Below are 22,445 nucleotides of genomic sequence, written 5' to 3' on the forward strand. Positions count from 1 at the left end.
GGCAGGACAGAGGGGGGCGCGACAGAACGCGGCCTGTGACGGTACACCGCCTCATGACGCAACGCCCGGCAGTTTCACCGCACCCGCGGCCTTCACCGCCGCGCCGCTGCGTATCATGGCGATGGCCTTCTCCATGTCGGGGTGGAAGTGCCGGTCGTTGTCGAGATGCGGCACCTCTGCCCTGACCAGCCGGCGCACCGCCTCCAGTGCCGCGCTCGAGGCCAGCGGTGCGTGGAAATCGCAGCCTTGCGCGGCGGCCAGCAATTCGATGCCGATGACGGCCGTCGCATTCTCGACCATGCCGATGAGGCGGCGCGCGCCATGCGCCGCCATCGAGACGTGGTCTTCCTGGTTGGCCGAGGTCGGGATCGAATCGACGCTGGCCGGATAGGCCTTTTGCTTGTTTTCAGAAACCAGTGCTGCCGCCGTGACCTGAGGGATCATGAAACCGGAATTCAGACCCGGCTTGGGCGTGAGAAAGGCCGGCATGCCCGACAGCGCCGGATCGACCAGCATGGCGATGCGCCGCTCCGACAGCGAGCCGATCTCGCAGACGGCGAGTGCGATCATGTCGGCGGCGAAGGCGACCGGCTCGGCATGGAAATTGCCGCCCGAAAGTGCGGAGTCGTCCTCGGCAAAGATCAACGGATTGTCGGTGACGCCGTTGGCCTCGGTGCCGAGCGTCTCGGCGGCCTTGCGGAGCACGTCGAGTGCTGCGCCCATCACCTGCGGCTGGCAGCGCAGGCAATACGGATCCTGCACACGCTCGTCGCCGACGCGGTGCGATTCACGGATGGCGCTGCCGGCCATCAAATTGCGCAACGCCTCGGCCGTCTCGATCTGGCCGCGATGTTTCCTGAGCAGATGGATGCGTGGATCGAACGGAGCGTCGGAGCCCTTGGCGGCATCGGTCGACAGCGCGCCGGCGACCAGTGCCGACTGGTAGAGCACTTCCGCCTCGAACAAAGCGGCAAGCGCATAGGCGGTCGAAAACTGGGTGCCGTTGAGCAGTGCCAGGCCTTCCTTGGCGCCCAGTGTCACCGGCTCCAGGCCGTGCGAAACGAAGGCGACCTTGGCGGGAAAGCGGCCGTGCGGGGTAAAGCACTCGCCGACGCCGATCATCACGGCGGTCATGTGCGACAGCGGCGCAAGGTCGCCGGAAGCGCCGACCGAGCCTTGCGCCGGCACCACGGGGATAACGTCGTTGGCCAGCATCGCCTCGAGCAGTTCGATCGTCCGCGGCCGCACGCCGGAGGCGCCCTGTGCCAGGCTGGCCAGCTTCAGCGCCATCATCAGCCGGCAGATTGCGACGGGCATCGGCTCGCCGACGCCGGCGGCATGGGACAGCACGATGTTTCGCTGCAACGTTTCCAGGTCGGCGGCGGGGATGCGGACGCTGGCCAGCTTGCCGAAGCCGGTATTGATGCCATAGACCGGCTCGCCCTTGGCAACGATCCTGGCGACGGCCTCGGCGCTGGCCTTGATCTTCGGCCGGCAGGCATCGTCGAGCCTCAGTGCGGCGCCGCGATAGATGGCGCGCCAATCGGCCAGCGTGGCATTGCCCGGCCTTAGCTTGAGTTCGGTCATTGTCCCCTCCAGATGCGGGCATGCAGCGGGTTGAAGCCCATGCGGTAGACGAGTTCGGCCGGGCGCTCGACGTTCCAGATCGCCAGATCGGCGGATTTTCCGGCCTCCAGCGTACCGGTCTGTCCAAGCAGCCCGAGTGCGCGGGCAGCCTCGCGGGTAACGCCGGCAAGGCACTCATCGACGGTCAGGCCGAACAACGTCGCGGCCATGTTCATGGTCAGCAGCAGCGAGGTCAGCGGCGACGTGCCGGGATTGTTGTCGGTGGCAACGGCCATCCTGACGCCATGCTGGCGAAACAAGGCGATCGGCGGCTTCTTGGTCTCGCGGATGAAGTAGTAGGCGCCGGGCAGGATGGTCGCCACGGTTCCGGCCTTCGCCATCGCCGCCGCACCGGCCTCGTCGGTGTATTCGAGGTGGTCGGCCGATAGCGCACCATAGCGCGCCGCAAGTTCGGCGCCGTGCAGATTGGACAGCTGGTCCGCATGGAGCTTGACCGGCAGGCCCGCCGCCTTTGCGGCATCGAACACGCGGGCGATCTGCTCCGGCCAAAAGGCAATGCCTTCGCAAAAACCGTCGACGGCATCGGCCAGGCCCTCAGCAACGACGGCCGGCAAAATCTCGTTGGCGACAAGATCGATAAAGGCGTCCTTGTCGCCTTTTGCTTCGGGCGGCAGTGCATGAGCGCCGAGGAAAGTGGTCCTGACCGTCACCGGCCGCTCACCGCCGAGCCGTCGTGCGGCGCGCAGCGACTTCTTCTCGTTTTGGAGGTCGAGACCGTAGCCGGATTTGATCTCCACGGTGGTGACGCCTTCGGCGATCAGCGCGTCGAGGCGCGGCTGCGACTGGGCGACCAGTTCGTCCTCACTCGCCGCGCGCAATGCCTTGACCGAGGAAACGATGCCGCCGCCGGCCTTGGCAACCTCCTCATAGCTGGCGCCGGCCAGCCGCATCTCGAATTCATTGGCACGGTTGCCGGCGTGAACCAGATGGGTGTGGCAGTCGATCAGGCCGGGCGTAATCCAGCGGCCTTCGCAGTCGGTCGCCTCGGCGCCCTCGCGGAGAGCCGCCGGCATGTCGGCTTCCGGCCCGGCATAGACGATCCGGCCGTTGCGCACGGCGATTGCACCGTGCTCGACAACGCCTGACCCGGGGCTGCTTTCGGCCATGGTCGCGAGGCGCGCATTGCGCCAGAGGCGAACCTCCCCTGCCCGGCTTTTGCTCTCTGCAGCCATCATCTTTTCCGTTTCAATAGGTGACGATTATGTATATACATATGAAAAGGCACTGCAAGCGCTATCATGGCACGGCAGACCGGGATTTGGAGAAAAACGTGACAGCAATCTTTGCAGAACAGGCGCTTCTGCCCGACGGCTGGCACAGCAATGTGCGGATCGTCATCTCCGACGGCAGGATCGCCACGGTCGAGGCGAATACCTCGCTCCTGCCCGGCGACGAGCGCCGTGCCATCCTTTTGTCCGGCATGCCGAACCTGCACAGCCATGCCTTCCAGCGCGGCATGGCCGGCCTTGCTGAATTGCGCGGCCCTTCCGCCGACAGTTTCTGGAGCTGGCGCGAGGTGATGTACCGTTTCGCGCTGTCGATGACGCCGGACCAGGTCGAGGCGGTCGCGGCCCAGCTCTATGTCGAGATGCTGGAGGCCGGGTTCTCGCGCGTCGGCGAGTTTCACTATCTCCACCACGACCGTGACGGCCGGCACTATGCTGACATCGCCGAGATGGCGCAGCGCATCGTTGCCGCAGCGTCCGAGACAGGCATCGGGCTGACTTTGCTGCCCGTGTTCTACGCGCATTCCTCTTTCGGCGGCGCTGCGCCAAATGAAGGCCAGCGCCGGTTCATCAACGATGTGAACCAGTTCTCGCGGCTTGTTGAGAAATGCCGAGAATCCATTCGCGCGCTGAATCAAGGCGTCGTCGGCGTCGCCCCGCACAGCCTGCGTGCCGTGACACCGGAGGAACTGGAAGACATCACGGTGATGGCGCCGGAGGGGCCTATCCACATCCACATCGCCGAGCAGATGAAGGAGGTCGAGGACTGCCTTGCCTGGTCCGGGGCGCGGCCGGTCGAATGGCTGCTTGCCAACGCCAAGGTCGACCGGCGCTGGTGTCTCATCCACGCCACCCACATGACCGAGACCGAGACGGTGCAAATGACGAAAAGCGGCGCCGTTGCCGGCCTCTGCCCGATCACCGAGGCCAATCTCGGCGACGGCACCTTTGCCGCGTCCTTGTTCATGCAGCATGGCGGCCGCTTCGGCATCGGCTCGGATTCAAACGTACTGATCGGCCTGCCGGACGAGTTGCGGCAGCTCGAATATTCGCAGCGCCTCGCCCACCGCGCCCGCAACGTGCTGGCGGTGGCCGGCGGCTCGACCGGCCGTGCTTTGTTCGATGCCGCGCTCGATGGTGGCAGTGCCGCGCTGGGCGCCGGCCTCTCGCAGATCGCAGCAGGTGCCTCGGCCGATTTCGTCTCGCTCGACGGCAAGCATCCATCGCTGGCCGGCAAGACGGGCGATGCAATCCTTGATGCCTGGATTTTTGCCAACGGCACCAAGGTCGATTGCGTCTGGGTGCATGGCAAGAAACTGGTCAGCGGCGGCATGCATGCCAGGCGCGATGCCATCGCCGAGCGCTTCCGCAAGGTGATGACGGCGCTTTCGGCATGAGCATGATCGGGACAATAAGCGCGGATTCCGGAAGCGCGGACGGCGGCGAGGTTCTTTCGCTGCACCAGCGCATCCTGTCGGACATCAGCGAACGGATCCTGTCGGGTGCCTGGGCGCCCGGCCACCGCATCCCGTTCGAGCATGAACTGACGGCCGAATACAGATGTTCGCGCATGACAGTGAACAAGGCACTGTCGCAACTGGCCAAGGCCGGGCTGATCGAGCGCCGGCGTCGCTCCGGCAGTTTTGTCCGCCAGCCGCAGTCGCAGGCAGCCGTTCTCGAAATCCACGACATCCGGATCGAGGTCGAGGCACTTGGCCTGCCCTACCGCTATGAGCGCATGGCGCGAAACAGAAGGCGCAGCAGCGCCGACGACCGCGCCCTGCTGGAACTCGACGTCGCCGGGCCGGTGCTGGTGCTGGAATGCCGGCATTTCGCCGGCAAGCGGCCGTTCGCCCACGAGCAGCGGCTGATCAATCTGGCCGCCGTGCCGGAGGCTGTCGAAGAGGCGTTTTTCGACACGGCGCCCGGTCCGTGGCTGATCGGGCGCGTGCCGTGGAGTGCCGCCGAGCATCGGATTCGCGCCGTTGCCGCCGAAAAGCACATCGCGGCGGCGCTCGACATCCAGACCGGTGCGCCGTGCCTGGTGATCGAGCGGCGGACATGGAGCGCCGAGCACCCCGTCACCCATGTCCGGTTCACCTATGCGGCAGAGAACCACACGCTGGTGGCGCGGTTCACGCCGTCAAGGGGGTAACCCTCCCCCTCGAGGGGAGGGTCGCGGAGCAAATTGCCGCATGGCGGCATTTTGTGACGCGGGGTGGGGTCGGTGCAACCTCGCCGACCCTACCCTCGAGGGGGAGGGTAAAGACCCTCAAATCGCCGCGGTAACAATAATCTCGACCAGATATTCCGGTCCGGCAAGCTTGGCTTCGCCGGTGGCGCGGGCCGGCGTGTTGCCTTGCGGCACCCATTTGTCCCACTCCGCGTTCATCTCGGCAAAGGTGCTCATGTCGGCCAGCCAGATGATCGCCTGCAGGATCTTGGTTTTGTCGGTGCCGGCCTTGGCCAGCAATTCGTCGATCGCCGCCAGAATGTCCCTGGTCTGGGCACCGACGTTTCCGCCCGGCTTGCCGACCTGACCGGCCAGATAGACGGTGTTGCCGTGGATGACGATCTGGCTCATGCGCGGGCCTACATCGATACGACGAATGCTCATTGGATATTCCTTCTCCTCTTGTCGCTGCGCCTGTTTAGGGGCCGGGTTCGCCGGGGGCAAGGCCGCTCGAGCGGAACTTCTTGAGCCAAGCCAAAGCACACAACAAGACGGCCCGGCCGCAATTCCGCCCGATTGGCTTGTTGACTAATGTAATAACATCACATATCGAATCCGCCCCTGCAGCACCGATCATCGCCCCATGGATCGTCACATGAGCCAAACCTGCCTGACCTTCCGCGACCTGACGCTGGGCTACAATAGCCATCCTGCGGTCCACCACCTCAATGGAACAATCCGCAAGGGATCGCTGACGGCGGTCGTCGGCGCCAACGGCTCCGGCAAGTCGACGCTGATGAAGGGCATTGTCGGCGTCCTGAAGCCGATGGCCGGCACGGTGATCCGGGCGCCCGGCGTACGCGCCGCCTATCTGCCGCAGCAATCGGAGCTCGACCGCTCCTTTCCGGCCCGGGTCGTCGACCTGGTTTCGCTTGGCCTGTGGCCGCGGCGCGGCATGCTCGGCCGCTATACAAGGGAAGACCGCGACTCGGTCAGCAAGGCGCTGATGGCCGTCGGCCTAGGCGGTTTCGAGAAGCGGCCGATCGACACACTGTCGGGCGGCCAGCTGCAGCGCACGCTGTTTGCCCGCGTGCTGTTGCAGGATGCCGAGCTCATCCTGCTCGACGAGCCGTTCAACGCTGTCGATGCCAAGACGGTCGGCGACCTGATCGCGCTGATCAAGCGCTGGCACGGCGAGGAACGCACGATCATGGTTGTGGTCCACGATCTCGATCTGGTGCGGCAGAATTTCCCCGAAACACTGCTCCTGGCGCGCCAGCCGATCGCCTGGGGCGAGACCAGGGAGACGCTGCAGCCGGAGAATCTGTTGCGCGCGCGCCGCTTCCACGAAGCCTGGGAGGACAACGCGCCATGGTGTGAGCCCGGCGAGCATGATCACGAGCACAGTGGCCACGAGCACGGCCATGACCACGACCATTATCACGGCTCCGGGCCGAGGGCGGCATGATGGAGGTGCTTTACGGTCTGTTCGTCGCTCCTTTCGCCGACTACGCCTTCATGCAGCGGGCGCTTGCCGGTTCGATGATGCTGTCGCTCGGCGCCTGCCCGGTCGGCGTGTTCCTGATGCTGCGGCGCATGAGCCTGTCCGGCGACGCCATGGCGCATGCCATCCTGCCGGGTGCTGCCGCCGGCTTCCTGTTCTATGGCCTGGAGATCCTGCCGATGACGATCGGCGGACTGATCGCCGGCATCATCGTGGCGCTCGGCGCCGGCGCCGTCTCGCGCTTCACCATCCAGCGCGAGGACGCCTCCATGGCGGCCTTCTATCTGATTTCGCTGGCCATCGGCGTGCTCATGGTGTCGATCCGCGGCTCCAGCGTCGATCTCATGCATGTGCTCTTCGGCACCGTGCTGGCGCTCAACAACGAGGCGCTGACGCTGATCGGCGGCATCGTCGTGGTGACGCTGGTCAGCCTCGCCATCTTCTGGCGGGCGCTGGTCGCCGAATGCCTCGACCCTTTGTTCCTGCGCTCGGTCAGCCGGATGGGCAGCCCGGTGCATTTCATCTTTCTCGGCCTCGTCGTGCTCAACCTCGTCGGCGGCTTCCAGGCGCTCGGCACCTTGCTGTCGGTCGGGCTGATGATGCTGCCGGCAGCGGCGGCCCGCTTCTGGACCTCGCGCGTCGAGCCGATGTGCGTGCTGGCCACAGTAATCGGCTTTGCCTCCTGTATTGCCGGGCTGCTGTTGTCCTACCATGCGTCATTGCCGTCCGGCCCGGCCATCATCCTGTCCGCCGGCGTCGTCTATTTCGCCTCGATCCTGTTCGGCACGCGCGGCATCCTGCGCGCCCGCATCGTCCATCACCGCCACAGAACTGCCTGATCCCAACAAGGAGAAACTGTCCATGCTGAAATCGATCCGCGCCGCTTTGGCCGTGAGCGTTATAACATTAACCGCCTTTGGCGCATCTTCGGCCTTCGCAGAGCCTTTGAAGGTGGTCGCCAGCTTCACGATCATCGCCGATTTCGCCAAGAATGTCGGCGGCGACCGCATCGATCTGACCACCATCGTCGGGCCTGACGGCGACGCCCACGTCTACGAGCCGAGCCCCGCCGATGCTGTGACGATGGCCAAGGCCGACATCGTGCTGGTCAACGGCCTGCATTTCGAAGGTTTTCTGCAGCGCCTGGTCGACGCCAGCGCCACCAAGGCTTCGATTGCCGTGCTGACCAAGGGGGTCACGCCGATCAATTTCAAACCCGAATTCGCCGAGGCCGATGCCGCCGAAGGCGCAGAAACCGATGGCGGCAAGACGGTCACCGATCCGCATGCCTTCCAGTCGATCGCCAATGCCAAGATCTATGTGAAGAACATCGCCGACGCCTTTTGCACGGCCGACGCTGCGGGTTGCGACAGCTACAAGGCCAATGCAGCCGCCTATACGCAAAAGCTCGAGGCGCTTGAGGGCGAAGTGCAGGCGGCGATCCAGTCGATCCCGCAGGAGAAGCGCGTCGTCATCACCTCGCATGACGCCTTCGGCTATTTCGAGCAGGCCTACGGCTTGACGTTCCTGGCCCCGGAAGGCGTGTCGACCGAGTCGGAGCCCTCCGCCGCCGACGTCGCCAAGCTGGTCAGCCAGGTGAAGCAGGACAAGGCGGCGGCGATCTTCGTCGAGAACATCACCAACCCGCGGCTGATCGAGCAGATCGCCAGCGAGACCGGCATCAAGGTGGGCGGCACGCTCTATTCCGATGCGCTGTCGCAGCCCGACGGCCCGGCCGCGACCTATATCGACCTGATGCACAATAACATCGCCCAGATCAAAGGCGCGATCCTCGGCAGCTGAGCTGTCTAGTCACTCCATCCGGTCGGGCTGAAATTGCCCGGCCGGATTTCTATCTAACGGCGGTTGCCGACCGGGTCCGGGAGTGGCAAGACTGCCGCTAGCCAGATTGCGAGGACACCGCCATGGAATACCGTCAGATCAGCGAGGACTATTCGGTCTCCGGCCAGATCCAGCCCGAAGATGTCGCGACCATCAAGGCCGCCGGCTTCAAGAGCGTGATCTGCAACCGGCCGGACGACGAGCAGCCCGGCCAGCCATCGGCCGACACCGTCAAAGCGGCGGTCGAGGGCGCCGGGCTCGCCTTCCGCTACATCCCTGTCATCAGCGGCCAGATCACGGCCGAGAATGTCGAAGACCAGGCCGAGGCGCTTGACGAACTCGAAAGCCCGGTCTTCGCCTATTGCCGCTCCGGCGCCCGCTGCACCAATCTCTATGGGCTGATCAAGCAGTCGAAGGGGTGAGAGGCCTCACGTTCCGAGCGGAGGAAGTCAAGTTCCGCACTGTGGCGATCCTTCACACCCCCCTCTGTCCTGCCGGACATCTCCCCCTCAAGTGGGGAGATTGGATGTCGCGTTGGCTTTCGCCAATTTTCAGCGTTGCGGAGTGGGCAGCGAGGTCAGAGCTGCCAATCTCCCCACTTGAGGGGGAGATGGCCGGCAGGCCAGAGGGGGGTGCTGTCCTGGGTGCTGTCCCTCCGCCATATCTAACGAAAAGCCGTCTGGGCTAAATCGGCAGCGCGCCGGTTTCCTTCAATGTCTCAAGCACGATCGCCGTCTTCACATGCTGCACCGATTCGTGCGGCAGCAGCACGCCGTTGACGAACTCCGACAATGATTTGAGATCGGGCGTCACCACTTTCAATATATAATCCATCTCGCCGGTCAGCGCGTGCGCTTCCTGCACTTGCGGCAGCCGCGCCACCAATTCGCCGAAACGCCGCGCATTGTCGCGGTTGTGGGTGGCGAGCGTCACCGAAATGACGTTGACCAGGGAAAAGCCGAGCTTGTCGCGGTCGAGCACCGCCCGGTAGCCCTTGATATAACCGTCCTCCTCCAGCCGCTGGCGACGGCGCGAGCATTGCGACGCCGACAGGTTCACCCGTTCCGACAGATCGTTGTTGGTCAGCCGTGCATCGCCCTGCAGCAGAGCCATTATCTTGCGGTCAAACCGGTCGATGCGCGCGTCATCCATGGATTTTTCCAAACATATGCACAATTCACGCATTATCTGATCATTTCAAGCGTTTGAATGCAAGCACCATGCACCGCGTCCGCGTTATCATTGTGTTGAGATGGCTTTTCCCGGCCAACAACAGCTTTGGAGGATACTGCCATGGGTCCCTTCCCGCACGACGCACCGCCCGCCACGATCAGCAAAACCAATCCCGCCGGTACCGACGGCTTCGAGTTCGTCGAATTCGCGCATGCCAAGCCGGAAAAGCTCGCCGAGTTGTTCACCCGCATGGGCTATGTGCCGGTGGCCAAGCACCGCAGCAAGGACATCACCGTCTGGCGGCAGGGCGACATCAACTATGTCGTCAATGCCGAACCCGGCTCGCATGCCATGAAATTCGTCGACAAGCACGGCCCTTGCGCCGCCTCGATGGCGTGGCGGGTGGTCGATGCAAGGCATGCCTTCGATCACGCGGTGGCCAAGGGCGCGACGCCCTATGAAGGCAACGACAAGACGCTCGATGTGCCGGCGATCGTCGGTATCGGCGGGTCTCTGCTCTATTTCATCGAAACCTACGGCGAGAAGGGCTCGGCCTATGATGCCGAGTTCGACTGGCTGGGCGAGCGTGACCCGAAGCCGGAAGGCGTCGGCTTCTATTACCTCGACCACCTCACCCACAATGTCTATCGCGGCCAGATGGACAAATGGTGGGATTTCTATCGCGACCTGTTCGGTTTCAAGCAGATCCATTTCTTCGACATCGACGGCAAGATCACCGGCCTGGTCAGCCGCGCCATCACCTCGCCCTGCGGCAAGATCCGCATCCCGCTCAACGAGTCCAAGGACGAGACCAGCCAGATCGCCGAATATCTGAAGAAGTATAATGGCGAGGGCATCCAGCACATCGCCGTCGGCACCGACGACATCTACGGCGGCACCGACAGGCTCGCCGCCAACGGCCTGAAGTTCATGCCGGGCCCGCCGGAGACCTATTACGACATGTCTTATGCCCGCGTGAACGGCCATGAAGAGCCGATCGAGCGCATGAAGAAGCACGGTATCCTGATCGACGGCGAAGGCGTCGTCGACGGCGGCACGACCAAGATCCTGCTGCAGATCTTTTCCAGGACAGTGATCGGCCCGATCTTCTTCGAGTTCATCCAGAGGAAGGGCGACGAAGGCTTTGGCGAGGGCAATTTCCGCGCCTTGTTCGAATCGATCGAGCAGGACCAGATCAAGCGCGGCGTGCTGAAGGTGCAGGCGGCGGAGTAAGGCTGCACCGGACTTCTTGCGATTCGGTCAGTAGTAGCTCAGACTCTGGCCATGAACATTGCTATCGCAGAGGCCAAGGCTAGACTGTCGGAACTCGTCAGCCGCGCGGAAGCTGGCGAAGAGATTGTGATTACCCGTCGCGGCAAGGTTGCGGCGCGCCTCGTGCCGTTAGCCGTGCCCGAGTCCCTGCCTCGTGTCGGCGCCATGAAGGGCAAAATCAGGATTGCCGACGATTTTGACGAACTCGGTCCCGAATGGGACGGGTATGCCAAATGACGCTGTCACAGGCAAACGTCTATTTGGCGAGGCCGGCGGCTTTGCGCAGAATCTCGTTGATGCGGCTCTGCCAGCCGGGGCCGCCGGCACGAAAGCGGGCGACTACGTCACTGTCGAGACGGAGTGTTACCTGCTTCTTCGGATTATCGAGAGCCGGCCGGCCGCGCGAACGGCGAATGCTTTCGGCAAGCTCAGGGAACGCTTCGGCGAAAGGACGAGCGTTTCGAAAATCCTCCTCTGTCCATTCCGGATTCTCCGAAACGGCTTCCCAATCTTCTTTGCTGTAGCCGCGACCAGCTTCGAACTCGGTGCGCACCTTACGCTTTGCCATTGAACAATCTCCTTTCCGCGGGACTTGCCGGGCGCACCGAAATTATCGAGATGCCCTCGGAACCGAGCCGGGCAACCACCGCAACGATGCCATCGATGATCCCGCCAATTGCCATGAGACGTCCGGCCTTGGCAGTGCGGATTGTCGAGGCAAGAAAAAACTCGTCACCAAGCGCCGCAAAATCCAAGCCGTGCCTGTCAATGTTGGCCAACCGTTTTGGTTCGTTCCAAACGATCTTCATCAGAATTTATGTACCTACAATAATTAAGTCAATAATTTTCGTAACTACAACTAATTGCGACTTTCGAGCACCAACCTCTCGACCTCGGCTTTCCTGAGTGTCAGATCATAATCGAGGAAAAACTCGTCGAGTTGCGGCGGTTTCACCGAGGTGCCGGACTGCATCGCGTGCACCTGGCCGCGATGATGGATGTCGTGGATGAAGAGATGGGCGAGCAGGTCACCGATCCGTTCCGGTATCATGCCGTCCTCGCGCCGGTCGGTGAGAACGCGGCGCTCGAGATCGTCCGCCGACAGGCGGCCGCAAAAGGCGATCAGCCGCCGATCGGCCTCCGCCTGTGCAACAAAAAGCGCCTTGGCATCATTGAACGGCACAAAATCGTCATGGGCGGCGGCGCCGACGCCGCCCTCTTCGAGAAAATCGAGATAGAGGTGATCGACCGCCAGGATGTGGTTCAGCGTTGCCTTGATCGACGGAAAGAAGCTCGTCCGTTCGGCTTCGAATTCGCCGGGCTCAAGCTGCAGCACGGCGCGGTAGAGCCGGTCGTTGGACCACAGATTGTTGGCTGCCATGCGGCGGAAATGGTTCAGCAGGTCCATGACTTCACGGCGCGACCCGGAATAGCGACACACCCGCCCATAGAAGCGCAAACCCAGCCAAAACAATCAGCAGCAGCCCGATCATGTGCCGCCGCATGGCTTGCGTTTCCTGGTCCAGCGCGACATTCGTGTTGGTGACGGTGTGAAACATCACCGCCTTGCGCGGAAAGCCGCTGCGGTTGGTCAGGCCTGGCGAGCGCGCCTCGATGCGATAGCTCAGGCGGATCGCCAGGATGAAGATCGCCAGCATCACAAGGGCCCAGACACCGCACAGCAGATAGAATGTCTCGCCCGTCATTCTCTTGCCCCCTCGTACTTCTCGACCCTCTGCTCGATGGCGCCGAAGATCGAATGCCCACCCCTGTCCTTCATCTCGATGCGCACGCTATCGCCAAAGCGCAGGAACGGCGTTTTCGGTTCGCCGGTTTCGATGGTCTCGATCATACGCAGCTCGGCGACGCAGGAATAGCCGGCGCCGCCCGCCGAGACAGGCTTGCCCGGCCCGCCGTCGAGCTTGTTGGAGACGGTGCCCGAACCGACGATGGTGCCGGTGGCCAGCGGCCGCGTTTTTGCGGCGTGAACAATCAGCGCCGGAAAGTCGAAGGTCATGTCGATGCCGGCGTTCGCCCGGCCGAACGGCTTGCCGTTGAGATCGACCAGCAGCGGCAGGCTGACCTTGCCGCCGTCCCAGGCATCGCCCAGCTCGTCCGGCGTCACCGCAACCGGCGAAAAGGCAGATGACGGTTTCGACTGGTAGAAGCCGAACCCCTTGGCGAGCTCGGGTCCGGTCAGGCCGCGCAGCGTTACATCGTTGACCAGCATGACCAGCCGGATCGCCGCCCGCGCCTCATCGAGGCTTGCGCCCATCGGCACATCGTCGACGATGACGGCGACCTCTCCTTCCATGTCGATGCCAAGGGTGTCGTCGACCATGCGGATCGGGTCGCGCGGTGCGAGGAAAGCGTCCGAGCCGCCCTGGTAGATCAGCGGATCGGTCCAGAAGCTTGCCGGCATCTCGGCACCGCGCGCCTTTCGCACCAGCTCGACATGGTTCACATAGGCCGAGCCGTCGGCCCATTGGTAGGCGCGCGGCAGCGGCGAATGGGCGTCGTGCTCGTGAAAGCGGGCGGACGGTACCGCATTGTTTTCCAACGATTCCGCCATGGCAGCGAGATGCGGGGCGATGCGATGCCAGTCGTCGAGCGCGGCCTGCAGCGTGCGCACCAGGAACGAAGCATCGGTAAACCGCGTCAGGTCGCGCGAGACGACGACGAGCTTTCCATCGCGCGTCCCGTCCTTCAATGTGGCAAGCTTCATGCTTCCTCCCAAGGCGTTTATTCGTAATATTTGCCGGCATAGATAATTCTGGCCGCGGCTTTCCAAGGATTTTCATCCGCTAGAAACGCCGGGTCGCCGCGCCGACTGTCTTCGGTCCAGGTGACGGCCCAGGCGACTGCCGATTCGAGAAAGGTGCTGATCGAGCCGTTGTACCAACCGTTCCAGCCGGGATCGGATGGTCCCGGCATCGCAGTCTCCTTGCGGTCGGCGTCTTCCCGATCCCTCCTCAACGCATCGAGGAACCGGACAAAAGACGGCAAGTCTTCCACTCTGTCGAGAAACAAGGAGAGCTGCGCCCAGGATGTCTCCTCGGATTTGCCCACCTCTTCCCAAAGCTTGTCTTTGGTCACGTCTCACTCCCAAGCCCCACAACAAGGCCGTCGCGGGCGATCGTCAAGTCGCCGGCCCATGTTTTCCTGACGGCGGCAATCCAGTCGGCTTCGCCGATCTCGGGATCGTCGGCCGGAATGAGGTGGTTGACGACCAGTCTTTTGACGCCTGCGTCGCTGGCGATGCGGCCCGCCTCCTCGGCAAAGCTGTGGCTGGCAAGCAGGTGTTCCCTCAGCCTTGCGCCGTTGCCGGTCTTCGCGACCAGCCGCTCGATACCCACTTCCAGCATGGCCTCGTGGACCAGAATGTCGGCGCCCTCGGCGAAATCCGCCAATGGCGGAAAGAACGCCGTATCCGACGAAAAGACGATGCCTTGCCCCGCATGATCGAAGCGCAGCGCAAAGCAGTCCGTCACCGGCGGGTGGTCGACACGCAGCGCCGATATTTTGAGACCGCGCTCTTCGGCCACCTGGCCTTCACCAAATTCGACGATCGAGACCAGGTCGCGGAGATCCGGCCTGCCTTCATCGGCGATGCGGATCTCGATGTCGAACTCCATCGCCTGGCAAAAGCGCTGCCAATAATGGCCGATGCCGGGCGGGCCGAACAAAGTGACGGGCGCCGCCAGGCCGGCGGTCCAGGCGGTGTGGATGAAAGGTCCGAGTTCCAGAACATGGTCGGAGTGCAAATGCGTGATGAAGATCAGGTCGAGCGCCTTCAGGCTGATGCCGGCATCGGTCAGCCCGCGCGTTACGCCCAGCCCGCAATCGACGACGATGGTGCGGCCGCCAATCTCCAGCAGCGACGAACTCGGCCACGGGCCGCCCGGCCGCAGCGCCGGGCCACCCTTCGAACCCAGAAGCACCAGACGATCCGTCACGCGACGGCGCTCAAGACCAGTCGCCCTCTGGCGTGCCGTTGAAGCGCTTCTTCAGGCCGGCCCAGCAGTCGATGTAATTGTCCTGCCGGGTTTCGAGCTCGGCGCCATAGCGGGTCACCATTTGCGGAAAGCGCGTCTCGAACATGAAGGCCATGGTGTTGTCGAGCTTGACCGGTTTCAGCTCCGCGCGCGAGGCTTTTTCGAAACCAGACGCATCGGGTCCGTGAGCCAGCATCATGTTGTGCAGGCTGATGCCGCCCGGCACGAAGCCCTCTTCCTTGGCATCGTACTGACCATGAATCAGGCCCATGAACTCGCTCATGATGTTGCGGTGATACCAGGGCGGGCGGAAAGTGTTTTCCGCCACAAGCCAGCGCGGCGGGAAGATGACGAAATCGATATTGGCGGTGCCTTCCTCGCCGCTCGGCGCGGTCAGCACGGTGAAGATCGACGGATCGGGGTGGTCGAACAGGATCGCACCGACCGGCGAAAAGGTCGCAAGATCATATTTGTAGGGCGAATAATTGCCGTGCCACGCCACCACATCCAGCGGTGAATGATCAATCTCGGTGACGTGGAACTGGCCACACCATTTCGCGATCAGCCGACAGGGCGTGTCCTTGTCCTCGAACCAGGCGCAGGGCGTCTTGAAATCGCGCGGATTGGCCAGGCAATTGGCGCCGATCGGGCCGCGATCCGGCAGCGTCAGCTTGGCGCCGTAATTTTCGCAGACATAGCCGCGCACTTGCGGATCGACCAGTTCGACCTTGAACACCAGGCCGCGCGGCAGCACGGCAATCTCGCCCGGCCTGAGTTCGATAACACCCATCTCGGTGACGAAGCGCAAGGCTCCAGCCTGGGGCACGACCAGCAACTCGCCGTCGGCGTTGAAGAAATGATCGTAGGCCATCGAGCGATTGGCGACATAGACGTGTGCCGCCATGCCGGTCTGGCCGAGCACGTCGCCGGCGGTGGTGATCGAGCGCATGCCGGCGATGAAATCGGTCGGTTCCTTCGGCATCGGCACGGGGCTCCAGCGATACTGGCCGAGTGCGAGCTGATGGTCGCCGACGTTCGGCGCGCTTTTCCAAAGCGGATAATTCGCCGCTTTGAAGCGACCGGTGTGCCTGACGCTCGGCCTTATCCGATAAAGCCAGGAGCGCTCATTGGTGCCGCGCGGCGCGGTGAAAGGAGAGCCCGAAAGCTGCTCGGCATAGAGGCCGTAGGCCGGCCGCTGCGGCGAGTTTCGCCCTTGCGGCAGCGAGCCCGGCAGAGTCTCGGTCTCGAAGTCGTTGCCGAAACCCGGCATGTAGGAATAGGCCATGGAATCCTCCCGAATTCATGGTCTCGGAGCATCGTTTGCGCATCCGCAAAGATGCTCCGAGTTGACCATACCGGTTTCATTTGTAACCATTGAAAATGTAACCATCAACGGTGATTTCGGCATGAGCCGCCAGCATGCCCAGTCAGGGCCAACCATGGAAATCCTCGAGCTGGAATCCTTCCTGCCTTACCGGCTCTATCGGCTTGCCGATGCCGTCAGCCGCGAATTCTCAAGGATATACAAGGACCGCCACGGCCTGACCCGGCCCGAATGGCGCACGCTTGCGGGACTTGGACAGCACGGCACGATGACGGCGACGGCGCTCGGCGAGCAATCGGCCATGCACAAGACCAAGGTTTCGCGCGCGGTCGCCGAACTCGAGCGGCGCGGCTGGCTGACCCGCACGCCAGACGAGAAAGACCGTCGCGTCGAGCATCTGACGCTGACCAAAGCGGGGCTTGCCGCTTATCGCGAAATGGTGCCGCTGGCGAAGGAGTTCGAGCGGGAGCTGCTGGAGAGGCTTGGTGCGGAAGAGCGGGCGGCGATTGTCAGTGGGGTAGCGGCGCTGGAGGCAAAACTCACAGTGGGTTGAAATCCTCCATGGGTTTGACCGTCGTAGAAATCAGATCGCTATTGCGGCAGGTAACGCTCCTAGACCGTAGTAGGCGCGTTCGGCTACAATGAAGCCTCTGACACGGCTTCGAAATGCTATCGGATCATCGATGTAGCCCAAGAGAAGCTGCGCCTGCGAAGCCGCATGTCTCTGAGCGCTTTCAAACAGCCGCCTTGCCGTTTCAAAATCACCAGCCAAACCGGCCGCCACCCCGGCGTGGAAGGCCGCCCACTCGCCGTAGGCGCCCGGCTGCAATTCATTCACGAGGATTGTCGCTGTCGCCTGCACGGAAGGGAACATTGATCGGTGAACCCGATCGATTTCGACGGCCTTCTTGGCCATTTGATCAACCGCGAGCAGAAACTGTGCCGGGCTCTCGAACGGAACGAACTGTCCAATGCGCTGAGGACGATCGAAGGTAACTGTTTCAGGGAGCGAACCCCAGAGCCAGTGGACTGCTACGTTAAGGTAAGTGCCTTTGGACCAAGAGCTGGGCTGGAACTCGACTACACTTAGCCAGAAGCCGCGATCGGCGATCCAGATTCGAGACTTCCCTTTGCGTTGAAATCCGGCGGGCTTCAGTACGATCTTTGCCTGCGAGGCAATGATGCGACCGTGCTCACTATCCGCCATCTTGCACCCCTATATGCCTCACCAATCCATCACCACCTTGCCGGAATTGCCACTCTTCATCGCCTCAAATCCCGAAATATAGTCGTCTATGCCGATGCGGTGGGTGATCAGGCCGCTGACATCGAGAGGACCCTGCACCAGCGCGATCATCTTGTACCAGGTCTCGAACATCTCGCGGCCGTAGATGCCTTTCAGATGCAGCATCTTGAAGATGACCTTGTTCCAGTCGATCTCGAAGCCGGTCGGCGCGATGCCGAGAATGGCGATCTTGCCGCCATTGTTCATGGTGTCGATCATGTCGCGGAAGGCAGGTGCGGCGCCCGACATTTCGAGGCCGACGTCAAAACCCTCGGTCATGCCGAGCGCCGGCATGACGTCGCGCAGCTTTTCCTTCGACGCATCGACGACATGCTGGACGCCGAGCTTTTTCGCCAGTGCCAGGCGCACCGGGTTGATGTCGGTGATGACCACTTTTCGCGCGCCGACGCACTGCGCCACCAGCGCACCCATGATGCCGATCGGCCCGGCGCCGGTGACCAGCACGTCCTCGCCGACCAGATCGAAAGACAAGGCCGTGTGGACGGCATTGCCCAGGGGATCGAAGATGGCGGCGATCTCGTCCGGCACATCGTCGGGGATGGGCACGACATTGTGCTGCGGGATCGCAAGGTATTCGCCAAAGGCGCCCGGCCGGTTGACGCCGACGCCGAGCGTGTTGCGGCACAGATGCCCCCTGCCCGCCCGGCAGTTGCGGCAATGGCCGCAGACGATATGGCCTTCTCCGGAAACCCGCTGGCCGAGTTTGTACTCGGTCACCGCCGTGCCGAAATCGGCGACGGTTCCGACAAATTCATGGCCGGTTACCATCGGCACCGGCACGGTCTTTTGCGCCCACTGGTCCCAATTGTAGATGTGTACGTCGGTGCCGCAGATCGCCGTCTTCCTGATCTTGATCAGCACGTCGTTCGGACCGATTTCCGGCACCGGCACTTCTTCCATCCAGATGCCCGGCTCGGCCTTGGCCTTGACCAGCGCCTTCATCATGTTCGACATTCTTTTGTCCCCAGAACCTTAGTCGCTTGAATCTCTTGATCCGGCCGCTCAGGAAATCACGCCGAGTTCGCGACCGACTGCGGCGAACGCCCCAACCGCGCGTTCGATGTCGGCGCCGGAATGGGCGGCCGACATCTGCGTGCGGATGCGCGCCTGGCCCTTCGGCACCACCGGGAACGAGAAGCCGATGACATAGATGCCGCGCTTCAGCATCCGCGCCGCCACTTCCTGCGCCAGCGTCGCGTCGCCCAGCATCACCGGGATGATCGGATGGTCGGCGCCGGCCAGAGTAAAACCGAGCTTGCCCATCTCGGAGCGAAACCGCGCCGCATTGGCATATAGGCGCTGGCGCAACGCATCGCCATTGCGGATCATCTCGAAAACCCGGATCGAAGCGCCAGCGATCGCCGGCATCAGCGTGTTGGAAAACAGATAGGGGCGCGAGCGCTGGCGCAGCCAGTCGACCACCTGCTTCCTGCCCGACGTGTAGCCGCCGGACGCGCCACCCAATGCCTTGCCCAGCGTACCGGTGATGATGTCCACCCTGCCCTCGACGCCGCAATGTTCGGCCGAGCCACGGCCGTTCCTGCCGACGAAGCCAACAGCATGGCTGTCGTCGACCATGACCATCGCATCGTATTTGTCGGCGAGGTCGCAGACGCCTTTCAGATTGGCGATGATGCCATCCATCGAGAACACGCCGTCGGTGGCGATCAGCCGGAACCGACAGTCGCGCGCCTCTTTCAACCGCGCTTCCAGATCGGCCATGTCGTTGTTGGCGTAGCGGAAGCGCTTTGCCTTCGACAGCCGTACCCCGTCGATGATCGAGGCGTGGTTCAGCGCATCGGAGATGACCGCATCCTCCTCGCCGAGCAGCGTCTCGAACAGGCCGCCATTGGCGTCGAAGCAGGAGCCGTAGAGGATGGTGTCCTCCATGCCGAGGAAGTCAGAAATGGTCGCCTCGAGCTGCTTGTGTTCTTCCTGCGTGCCGCAGATGAAGCGCACCGATGCCATGCCGTAGCCGTACCGGTCGAGCGCCTGCTTGGCCGCCTCGCGCAGTTCGGCGCTGTCGGCGAGGCCGAGATAATTGTTGGCGCAGAAATTCAGCACCTTCTCGCCGCCGACCTCGATCTCGGCCGATTGGGTCGAGGTTATCACCCGTTCGGATTTGTAAAGGCCGGCCGATTTCAGTCCTTCAAGCTCGCTGTCGATGTGGGAAAGGAATGCTTCGGTCATGATCAGGCCCTGTTGAGATCGATGAGGACTGTCGCGCCGCGCGGACGAAAAATCCATCGCAAAAGCGACCGCTTCGGTGGCGGCAATGGCACGGCAGAGGCCACGATGTTCAAATGCGGAGGCGCCGCGAAAGATTGCAATAACCACTTTGCGGGTTTCTCGCCACGGTCGCCGCCGCCGGCATGCTGCCGTCCCAAACCTGTTAACACTTTGAAGCCAAAGGTTGTCGCACAAGAATTCGTTGGCGAGAGGGCCGCCTCAGAAAATGTCACAGCAGCCGGTGCACGCCGTTTCGGGCAGGCTCATACTCCTGATCAAATCCGGCTACTGGCTGGCTCTGCTGATCATCGCCGCCATGGTCGTGGCCTCCTTCATCCTGCTGCAGCAGATGATGGCGGCCCAGCAGCACAACCAGGCACTGCTCGATGTGGTCAGCACACAAAAAGCCCTATCGCAGCGCATCGTCTTCCTTGCCGGCGCCACCGGTACCGCCTCACGCGACCAGCAGCCGGCCCTGGTTAGCGCGCTCAAGCAAGCGACGGTGGAGTTCGAGGAGAACTACGATCTGCTGCTCGAACGGACCGCCGCCGATCCGGCGTCGCCGGCAAGGTTCGATCCGAGATCGATCGAGAGCGTACTTTTCGCCAAGCCGTACCATCTCGACTATTTCTCGGTCGGGCTTATCGCCAACGGCGAACGCCTGATCTCGTCATTCGAATCGCGGCTCAACATGGCCGGCAATGGTGGCTACAAAGGCGGAGAGGAGCGCGTCAACCTGAACGCTTCCGTTGCCAACGCAACATTGTCGGGCTATGCCGCACTTGGCCAGCGCATCAGTGCCTTTGCAGACCAGCGATCCGAAACACTTCTCGATCTTAACCGCACATTGTTCTACTCGACCATCGGCGTTATCGTGCTGGTGGCGCTTTTCATTTTCAGGCCAATGTCGAATGCCATCCTGCGCCGGACGCGCGAGCTGGTCGATGCGCGCAATTCCATGGCCTTTATCGCCGTGCATGACGGGCTGACCGGCCTGCACAACCGCACCTTCTTGACCGAGCATTTCGATACGCTGATCAATGCTGCGCAGCGACGGCGTGAACGGGTTGCCGTGGTGCAGTTCGATCTCGACCGGTTCAAGCAGATCAACGACACGTTCGGCCACGCCGCCGGCGATTATGTGCTGGTGGCGGCTGCGCAGCGCATGCGTGATTCGTGCCGTACGTCGGATCTCAACGTGCGTCTCGGCGGCGACGAATTCGTTGTGGTCCTCAACGACGCCGGCAGCACCGAGGACATCGATATCGTCGCCAGGCGCATGCTGGCCAAACTCAATGAGCCGATCATTTTCCGGGGAACGACAATCCATCCGGGCGTAAGTGCCGGGATTGCGGTCTACCCTGTCGACGCCGACAATGCGCAGGATCTGCTCGTCCATGCCGATCTGGCGCTGTATTCCGCCAAGAAGCAGGGCGGCGGCAGCTTGTCGTTCTTCTCCGAGGAGCTGAGGCACGAACTCGATTATCGCAAGCAGCTCGAGCTCGATATCAGGACCGCTATCTCGGAGAAGGCGTTCGAAGTCTATTTCCAGCCGCAAGTCTCGCTGTCGGACGGCGCCATCAGCGGCATCGAGGCTCTGGTTCGCTGGAGACATGCCGAGCGCGGCATGATCGCGCCGGGCGAGTTCATTCCGATCGCGGAAAAATGCGGTCTCATGCCCGAGATCGGCCGCATCGTCATCGCCAAGGCGATCGACGAAGCAGCCGAATGGAACCGCGCAGGCATCGCCTTCGGACGGATCGCCGTCAATGTATCCGGCTCGGAGCTGCGCGAGACAGATTTCGAAGTCTTCCTGTTCGACATGCTGGAGAGGGCTGGCCTGCCAGCGCACAAACTGTCGCTGGAGATCGTCGAATCCGTCATCCTCGACGATGAGAAGACCGGTATCGCGGCAAAGCTGCGGCACATTCGCGCCGCCGGTATCCATCTCGAGCTCGATGATTTTGGCACCGGCTACGCATCGCTCAGCCATGTCAATCCAAACGAGATCGATCGGCTGAAGATCGACCGCCGTTTCGTCCAGAACATCAACGAGAACAGCGGCAACACCAAGATCGTGCGTGCCCTCACCGAGCTCGCCCGCGGTCTCGGCATCTCGATCGTCGCCGAGGGCGCCGAAACCGAAGCCGAGCTCGACTCGCTGATGGCGATCGGCTGCGACCAGGTGCAAGGCTATTCCATCGCTTTCCCGATGCCGCCGGACAGCGTGCGCGAATGGCTGGTGGCGCGAACGCCCAAGAAGGCCAGGCTGACAGTGCTGCAGGGCTGCCGGGCGTAGGAAAGTCGGAACTACTGCAATGGCGGCAGGTTTCTCAGCGGATTGAGCATCGGCACCCCAAGTGGTGCGAAATGACGCTCGTTATCCGTCAGTATCACCAGGCCGTGAACCTCGGCCGTAGCAGCAATCGCTATATCTTCAAATCCCGGCCGATGAGCCCTTGCGCGATCAAGAATAGAACCCGCGGCATGCGCGGCTCGCAAATCGAAGGGCAGAATCCTTGCCCCGTAAAGGTGCTCGACTGCCTGCCACCAGTCGCGTAGCAGCGCGGCCTTTGTGGTCGCGCCGTCGCGCTCCGCCTTCGCTATCCCCGCCGCGATTTCGGACGCAGTCACAACGGATAGGAACAGGTATTCGCTCGCCATATCGAGCCATGCCATCAGCGCCGCCCGATCAACCTTCCTGGCTGGAGCCATTGCCGAGATGATGTTGGTGTCCAGCAGAAACATCAGGGC

Annotated in this window: 26 protein-coding genes; 10 read left to right on the forward strand and 16 right to left on the reverse strand. The window is 62.6% G+C overall.

The window, feature by feature from the left end; all coding sequences use genetic code 11:
- Window positions 1-51 precede the first annotated feature (51 nt).
- Both hutH and hutI read right to left on the reverse strand, forming a co-directional pair.
- Window positions 52-1,587, reverse strand: a complete 1,536-nt coding sequence (gene hutH, locus NKH93_RS18695; protein ID WP_352473653.1) for a histidine ammonia-lyase — start codon at window positions 1,585-1,587, stop codon at window positions 52-54.
- The gene (gene hutI, locus NKH93_RS18700) at window positions 1,584-2,819 is read right to left on the reverse strand and encodes an imidazolonepropionase (RefSeq protein ID WP_352971326.1); all 1,236 of its coding nucleotides are present in this window, start codon (window positions 2,817-2,819) and stop codon (window positions 1,584-1,586) included. Before hutI ends, hutH begins: the two co-directional genes overlap by 4 nt.
- A gap of 98 nt (window positions 2,820-2,917) precedes the next feature.
- Here hutI and NKH93_RS18705 point away from each other — a divergent pair, with 98 nt between their 5' ends.
- Window positions 2,918-4,270 carry a formimidoylglutamate deiminase gene (locus NKH93_RS18705; protein WP_352922672.1) on the forward strand — a complete coding sequence of 451 codons (1,353 nt, stop codon included), beginning with the start codon at window positions 2,918-2,920 and terminating at the stop codon, window positions 4,268-4,270.
- Window positions 4,267-5,028 (forward strand): histidine utilization transcriptional repressor HutC, encoded by a 762-nt coding sequence (hutC, locus tag NKH93_RS18710; RefSeq protein ID WP_352682124.1) that lies wholly within the window; start codon window positions 4,267-4,269, stop codon window positions 5,026-5,028. The genes NKH93_RS18705 and hutC overlap by 4 nt, the downstream gene beginning before the upstream one ends.
- A gap of 117 nt (window positions 5,029-5,145) precedes the next feature.
- Here the strand turns inward: hutC and NKH93_RS18715 are convergent, their stop codons facing one another.
- Window positions 5,146-5,490: a RidA family protein gene (locus NKH93_RS18715; RefSeq protein ID WP_023674415.1), complete on the reverse strand. Its 345-nt coding sequence runs from the start codon at window positions 5,488-5,490 to the stop codon at window positions 5,146-5,148.
- 211 nt (window positions 5,491-5,701) lie between these two features.
- On the opposite strand from NKH93_RS18715, the gene aztA reads away from it, so the two are divergent.
- From aztA to NKH93_RS18735, 4 genes are all read left to right on the forward strand, one after another.
- A complete protein-coding gene (aztA, locus tag NKH93_RS18720; RefSeq protein ID WP_352922669.1) occupies window positions 5,702-6,514 on the forward strand; it encodes a zinc ABC transporter ATP-binding protein AztA in 813 nt (270 codons plus the stop codon).
- The gene (gene aztB / locus NKH93_RS18725) at window positions 6,514-7,389 is read left to right on the forward strand and encodes a zinc ABC transporter permease AztB (RefSeq protein WP_352457155.1); all 876 of its coding nucleotides are present in this window, start codon (window positions 6,514-6,516) and stop codon (window positions 7,387-7,389) included. Before aztA ends, aztB begins: the two co-directional genes overlap by 1 nt.
- 22 nt (window positions 7,390-7,411) lie before the next feature.
- Window positions 7,412-8,353, forward strand: coding sequence for a zinc ABC transporter substrate-binding protein AztC (gene aztC, locus NKH93_RS18730; protein ID WP_352473647.1), 942 nt, complete (start codon window positions 7,412-7,414; stop codon window positions 8,351-8,353).
- 122 nt (window positions 8,354-8,475) lie between these two features.
- On the forward strand, window positions 8,476-8,814 hold the full coding sequence (locus tag NKH93_RS18735; RefSeq protein WP_352473646.1) for a protein tyrosine phosphatase family protein: 339 nt from the start codon (window positions 8,476-8,478) through the stop codon (window positions 8,812-8,814).
- Window positions 8,815-9,076: 262 nt separating this feature from the next.
- Here NKH93_RS18735 and NKH93_RS18740 read toward each other — a convergent pair whose 3' ends face one another.
- Complete coding sequence (locus NKH93_RS18740; RefSeq protein ID WP_352682128.1) at window positions 9,077-9,544, reverse strand: Lrp/AsnC family transcriptional regulator; 468 nt, start codon at window positions 9,542-9,544, stop codon at window positions 9,077-9,079.
- 141 nt (window positions 9,545-9,685) lie between these two features.
- Between NKH93_RS18740 and hppD the strand changes: the two genes are divergently transcribed.
- Together hppD and NKH93_RS18750 are read left to right on the forward strand one after the other, a co-directional pair.
- Window positions 9,686-10,798 (forward strand): 4-hydroxyphenylpyruvate dioxygenase, encoded by a 1,113-nt coding sequence (gene hppD / locus NKH93_RS18745; protein ID WP_352971331.1) that lies wholly within the window; start codon window positions 9,686-9,688, stop codon window positions 10,796-10,798.
- Window positions 10,799-10,849: 51 nt separating this feature from the next.
- Window positions 10,850-11,074: a type II toxin-antitoxin system Phd/YefM family antitoxin gene (locus tag NKH93_RS18750; protein WP_352636607.1), complete on the forward strand. Its 225-nt coding sequence runs from the start codon at window positions 10,850-10,852 to the stop codon at window positions 11,072-11,074.
- Window positions 11,075-11,093: 19 nt separating this feature from the next.
- On the opposite strand, the gene NKH93_RS18755 is transcribed toward NKH93_RS18750, so the two are convergent.
- The 8 genes from NKH93_RS18755 to hmgA are packed head-to-tail and all read right to left on the reverse strand — an operon-like array spanning window position 11,094 to window position 16,117.
- Window positions 11,094-11,405, reverse strand: a complete 312-nt coding sequence (locus NKH93_RS18755) for a BrnA antitoxin family protein (RefSeq protein ID WP_352457131.1) — start codon at window positions 11,403-11,405, stop codon at window positions 11,094-11,096.
- Entirely contained in the window at window positions 11,392-11,646 is a 255-nt protein-coding gene (locus NKH93_RS18760) for a BrnT family toxin (protein WP_352820521.1), read from the reverse strand. Before NKH93_RS18760 ends, NKH93_RS18755 begins: the two co-directional genes overlap by 14 nt.
- 50 nt (window positions 11,647-11,696) lie before the next feature.
- Entirely contained in the window at window positions 11,697-12,245 is a 549-nt protein-coding gene (locus tag NKH93_RS18765; protein WP_352971334.1) for a DinB family protein, read from the reverse strand.
- Between the two features lie 4 nt (window positions 12,246-12,249).
- On the reverse strand, window positions 12,250-12,543 hold the full coding sequence (locus NKH93_RS18770; protein WP_352971336.1) for a hypothetical protein: 294 nt from the start codon (window positions 12,541-12,543) through the stop codon (window positions 12,250-12,252).
- Complete coding sequence (locus NKH93_RS18775; protein WP_352682140.1) at window positions 12,540-13,562, reverse strand: fumarylacetoacetate hydrolase family protein; 1,023 nt, start codon at window positions 13,560-13,562, stop codon at window positions 12,540-12,542. Before NKH93_RS18775 ends, NKH93_RS18770 begins: the two co-directional genes overlap by 4 nt.
- Before the next feature lie 17 nt (window positions 13,563-13,579).
- Window positions 13,580-13,933 carry a hypothetical protein gene (locus tag NKH93_RS18780; protein ID WP_352971338.1) on the reverse strand — a complete coding sequence of 118 codons (354 nt, stop codon included), beginning with the start codon at window positions 13,931-13,933 and terminating at the stop codon, window positions 13,580-13,582.
- The gene (locus NKH93_RS18785) at window positions 13,930-14,793 is read right to left on the reverse strand and encodes an MBL fold metallo-hydrolase (RefSeq protein ID WP_352971340.1); all 864 of its coding nucleotides are present in this window, start codon (window positions 14,791-14,793) and stop codon (window positions 13,930-13,932) included. Before NKH93_RS18785 ends, NKH93_RS18780 begins: the two co-directional genes overlap by 4 nt.
- Window positions 14,794-14,803: 10 nt before the next feature.
- Window positions 14,804-16,117 (reverse strand): homogentisate 1,2-dioxygenase, encoded by a 1,314-nt coding sequence (gene hmgA, locus NKH93_RS18790; protein ID WP_352971342.1) that lies wholly within the window; start codon window positions 16,115-16,117, stop codon window positions 14,804-14,806.
- A gap of 154 nt (window positions 16,118-16,271) precedes the next feature.
- On the opposite strand from hmgA, the gene NKH93_RS18795 reads away from it, so the two are divergent.
- A complete protein-coding gene (locus NKH93_RS18795) occupies window positions 16,272-16,709 on the forward strand; it encodes a MarR family winged helix-turn-helix transcriptional regulator (RefSeq protein WP_352971499.1) in 438 nt (145 codons plus the stop codon).
- 30 nt (window positions 16,710-16,739) lie between these two features.
- On the opposite strand, the gene NKH93_RS18800 is transcribed toward NKH93_RS18795, so the two are convergent.
- Genes NKH93_RS18800 through NKH93_RS18810 form a run of 3 tightly spaced genes read right to left on the reverse strand, consistent with a single transcriptional unit; the run spans window position 16,740 to window position 19,652 of the window.
- A complete protein-coding gene (locus NKH93_RS18800; RefSeq protein ID WP_352922641.1) occupies window positions 16,740-17,363 on the reverse strand; it encodes a DUF4304 domain-containing protein in 624 nt (207 codons plus the stop codon).
- Between the two features lie 18 nt (window positions 17,364-17,381).
- Window positions 17,382-18,416 (reverse strand): L-threonine 3-dehydrogenase, encoded by a 1,035-nt coding sequence (tdh, locus tag NKH93_RS18805; RefSeq protein ID WP_352452270.1) that lies wholly within the window; start codon window positions 18,414-18,416, stop codon window positions 17,382-17,384.
- Window positions 18,417-18,464: 48 nt separating this feature from the next.
- Window positions 18,465-19,652, reverse strand: coding sequence for a glycine C-acetyltransferase (locus tag NKH93_RS18810; RefSeq protein WP_352774953.1), 1,188 nt, complete (start codon window positions 19,650-19,652; stop codon window positions 18,465-18,467).
- Window positions 19,653-19,917: 265 nt separating this feature from the next.
- Here NKH93_RS18810 and NKH93_RS18815 point away from each other — a divergent pair, with 265 nt between their 5' ends.
- Complete coding sequence (locus NKH93_RS18815; protein ID WP_352971345.1) at window positions 19,918-21,990, forward strand: putative bifunctional diguanylate cyclase/phosphodiesterase; 2,073 nt, start codon at window positions 19,918-19,920, stop codon at window positions 21,988-21,990.
- Window positions 21,991-22,001: 11 nt separating this feature from the next.
- Here NKH93_RS18815 and NKH93_RS18820 read toward each other — a convergent pair whose 3' ends face one another.
- Window positions 22,002-22,439 (reverse strand): type II toxin-antitoxin system VapC family toxin, encoded by a 438-nt coding sequence (locus NKH93_RS18820; RefSeq protein ID WP_352473630.1) that lies wholly within the window; start codon window positions 22,437-22,439, stop codon window positions 22,002-22,004.
- Between the last annotated feature and the right edge of the window lie 6 nt (window positions 22,440-22,445).

The organism is Mesorhizobium sp. M0954, assembly GCF_040319155.1.
GTDB lineage: Bacteria > Pseudomonadota > Alphaproteobacteria > Rhizobiales > Rhizobiaceae > Mesorhizobium.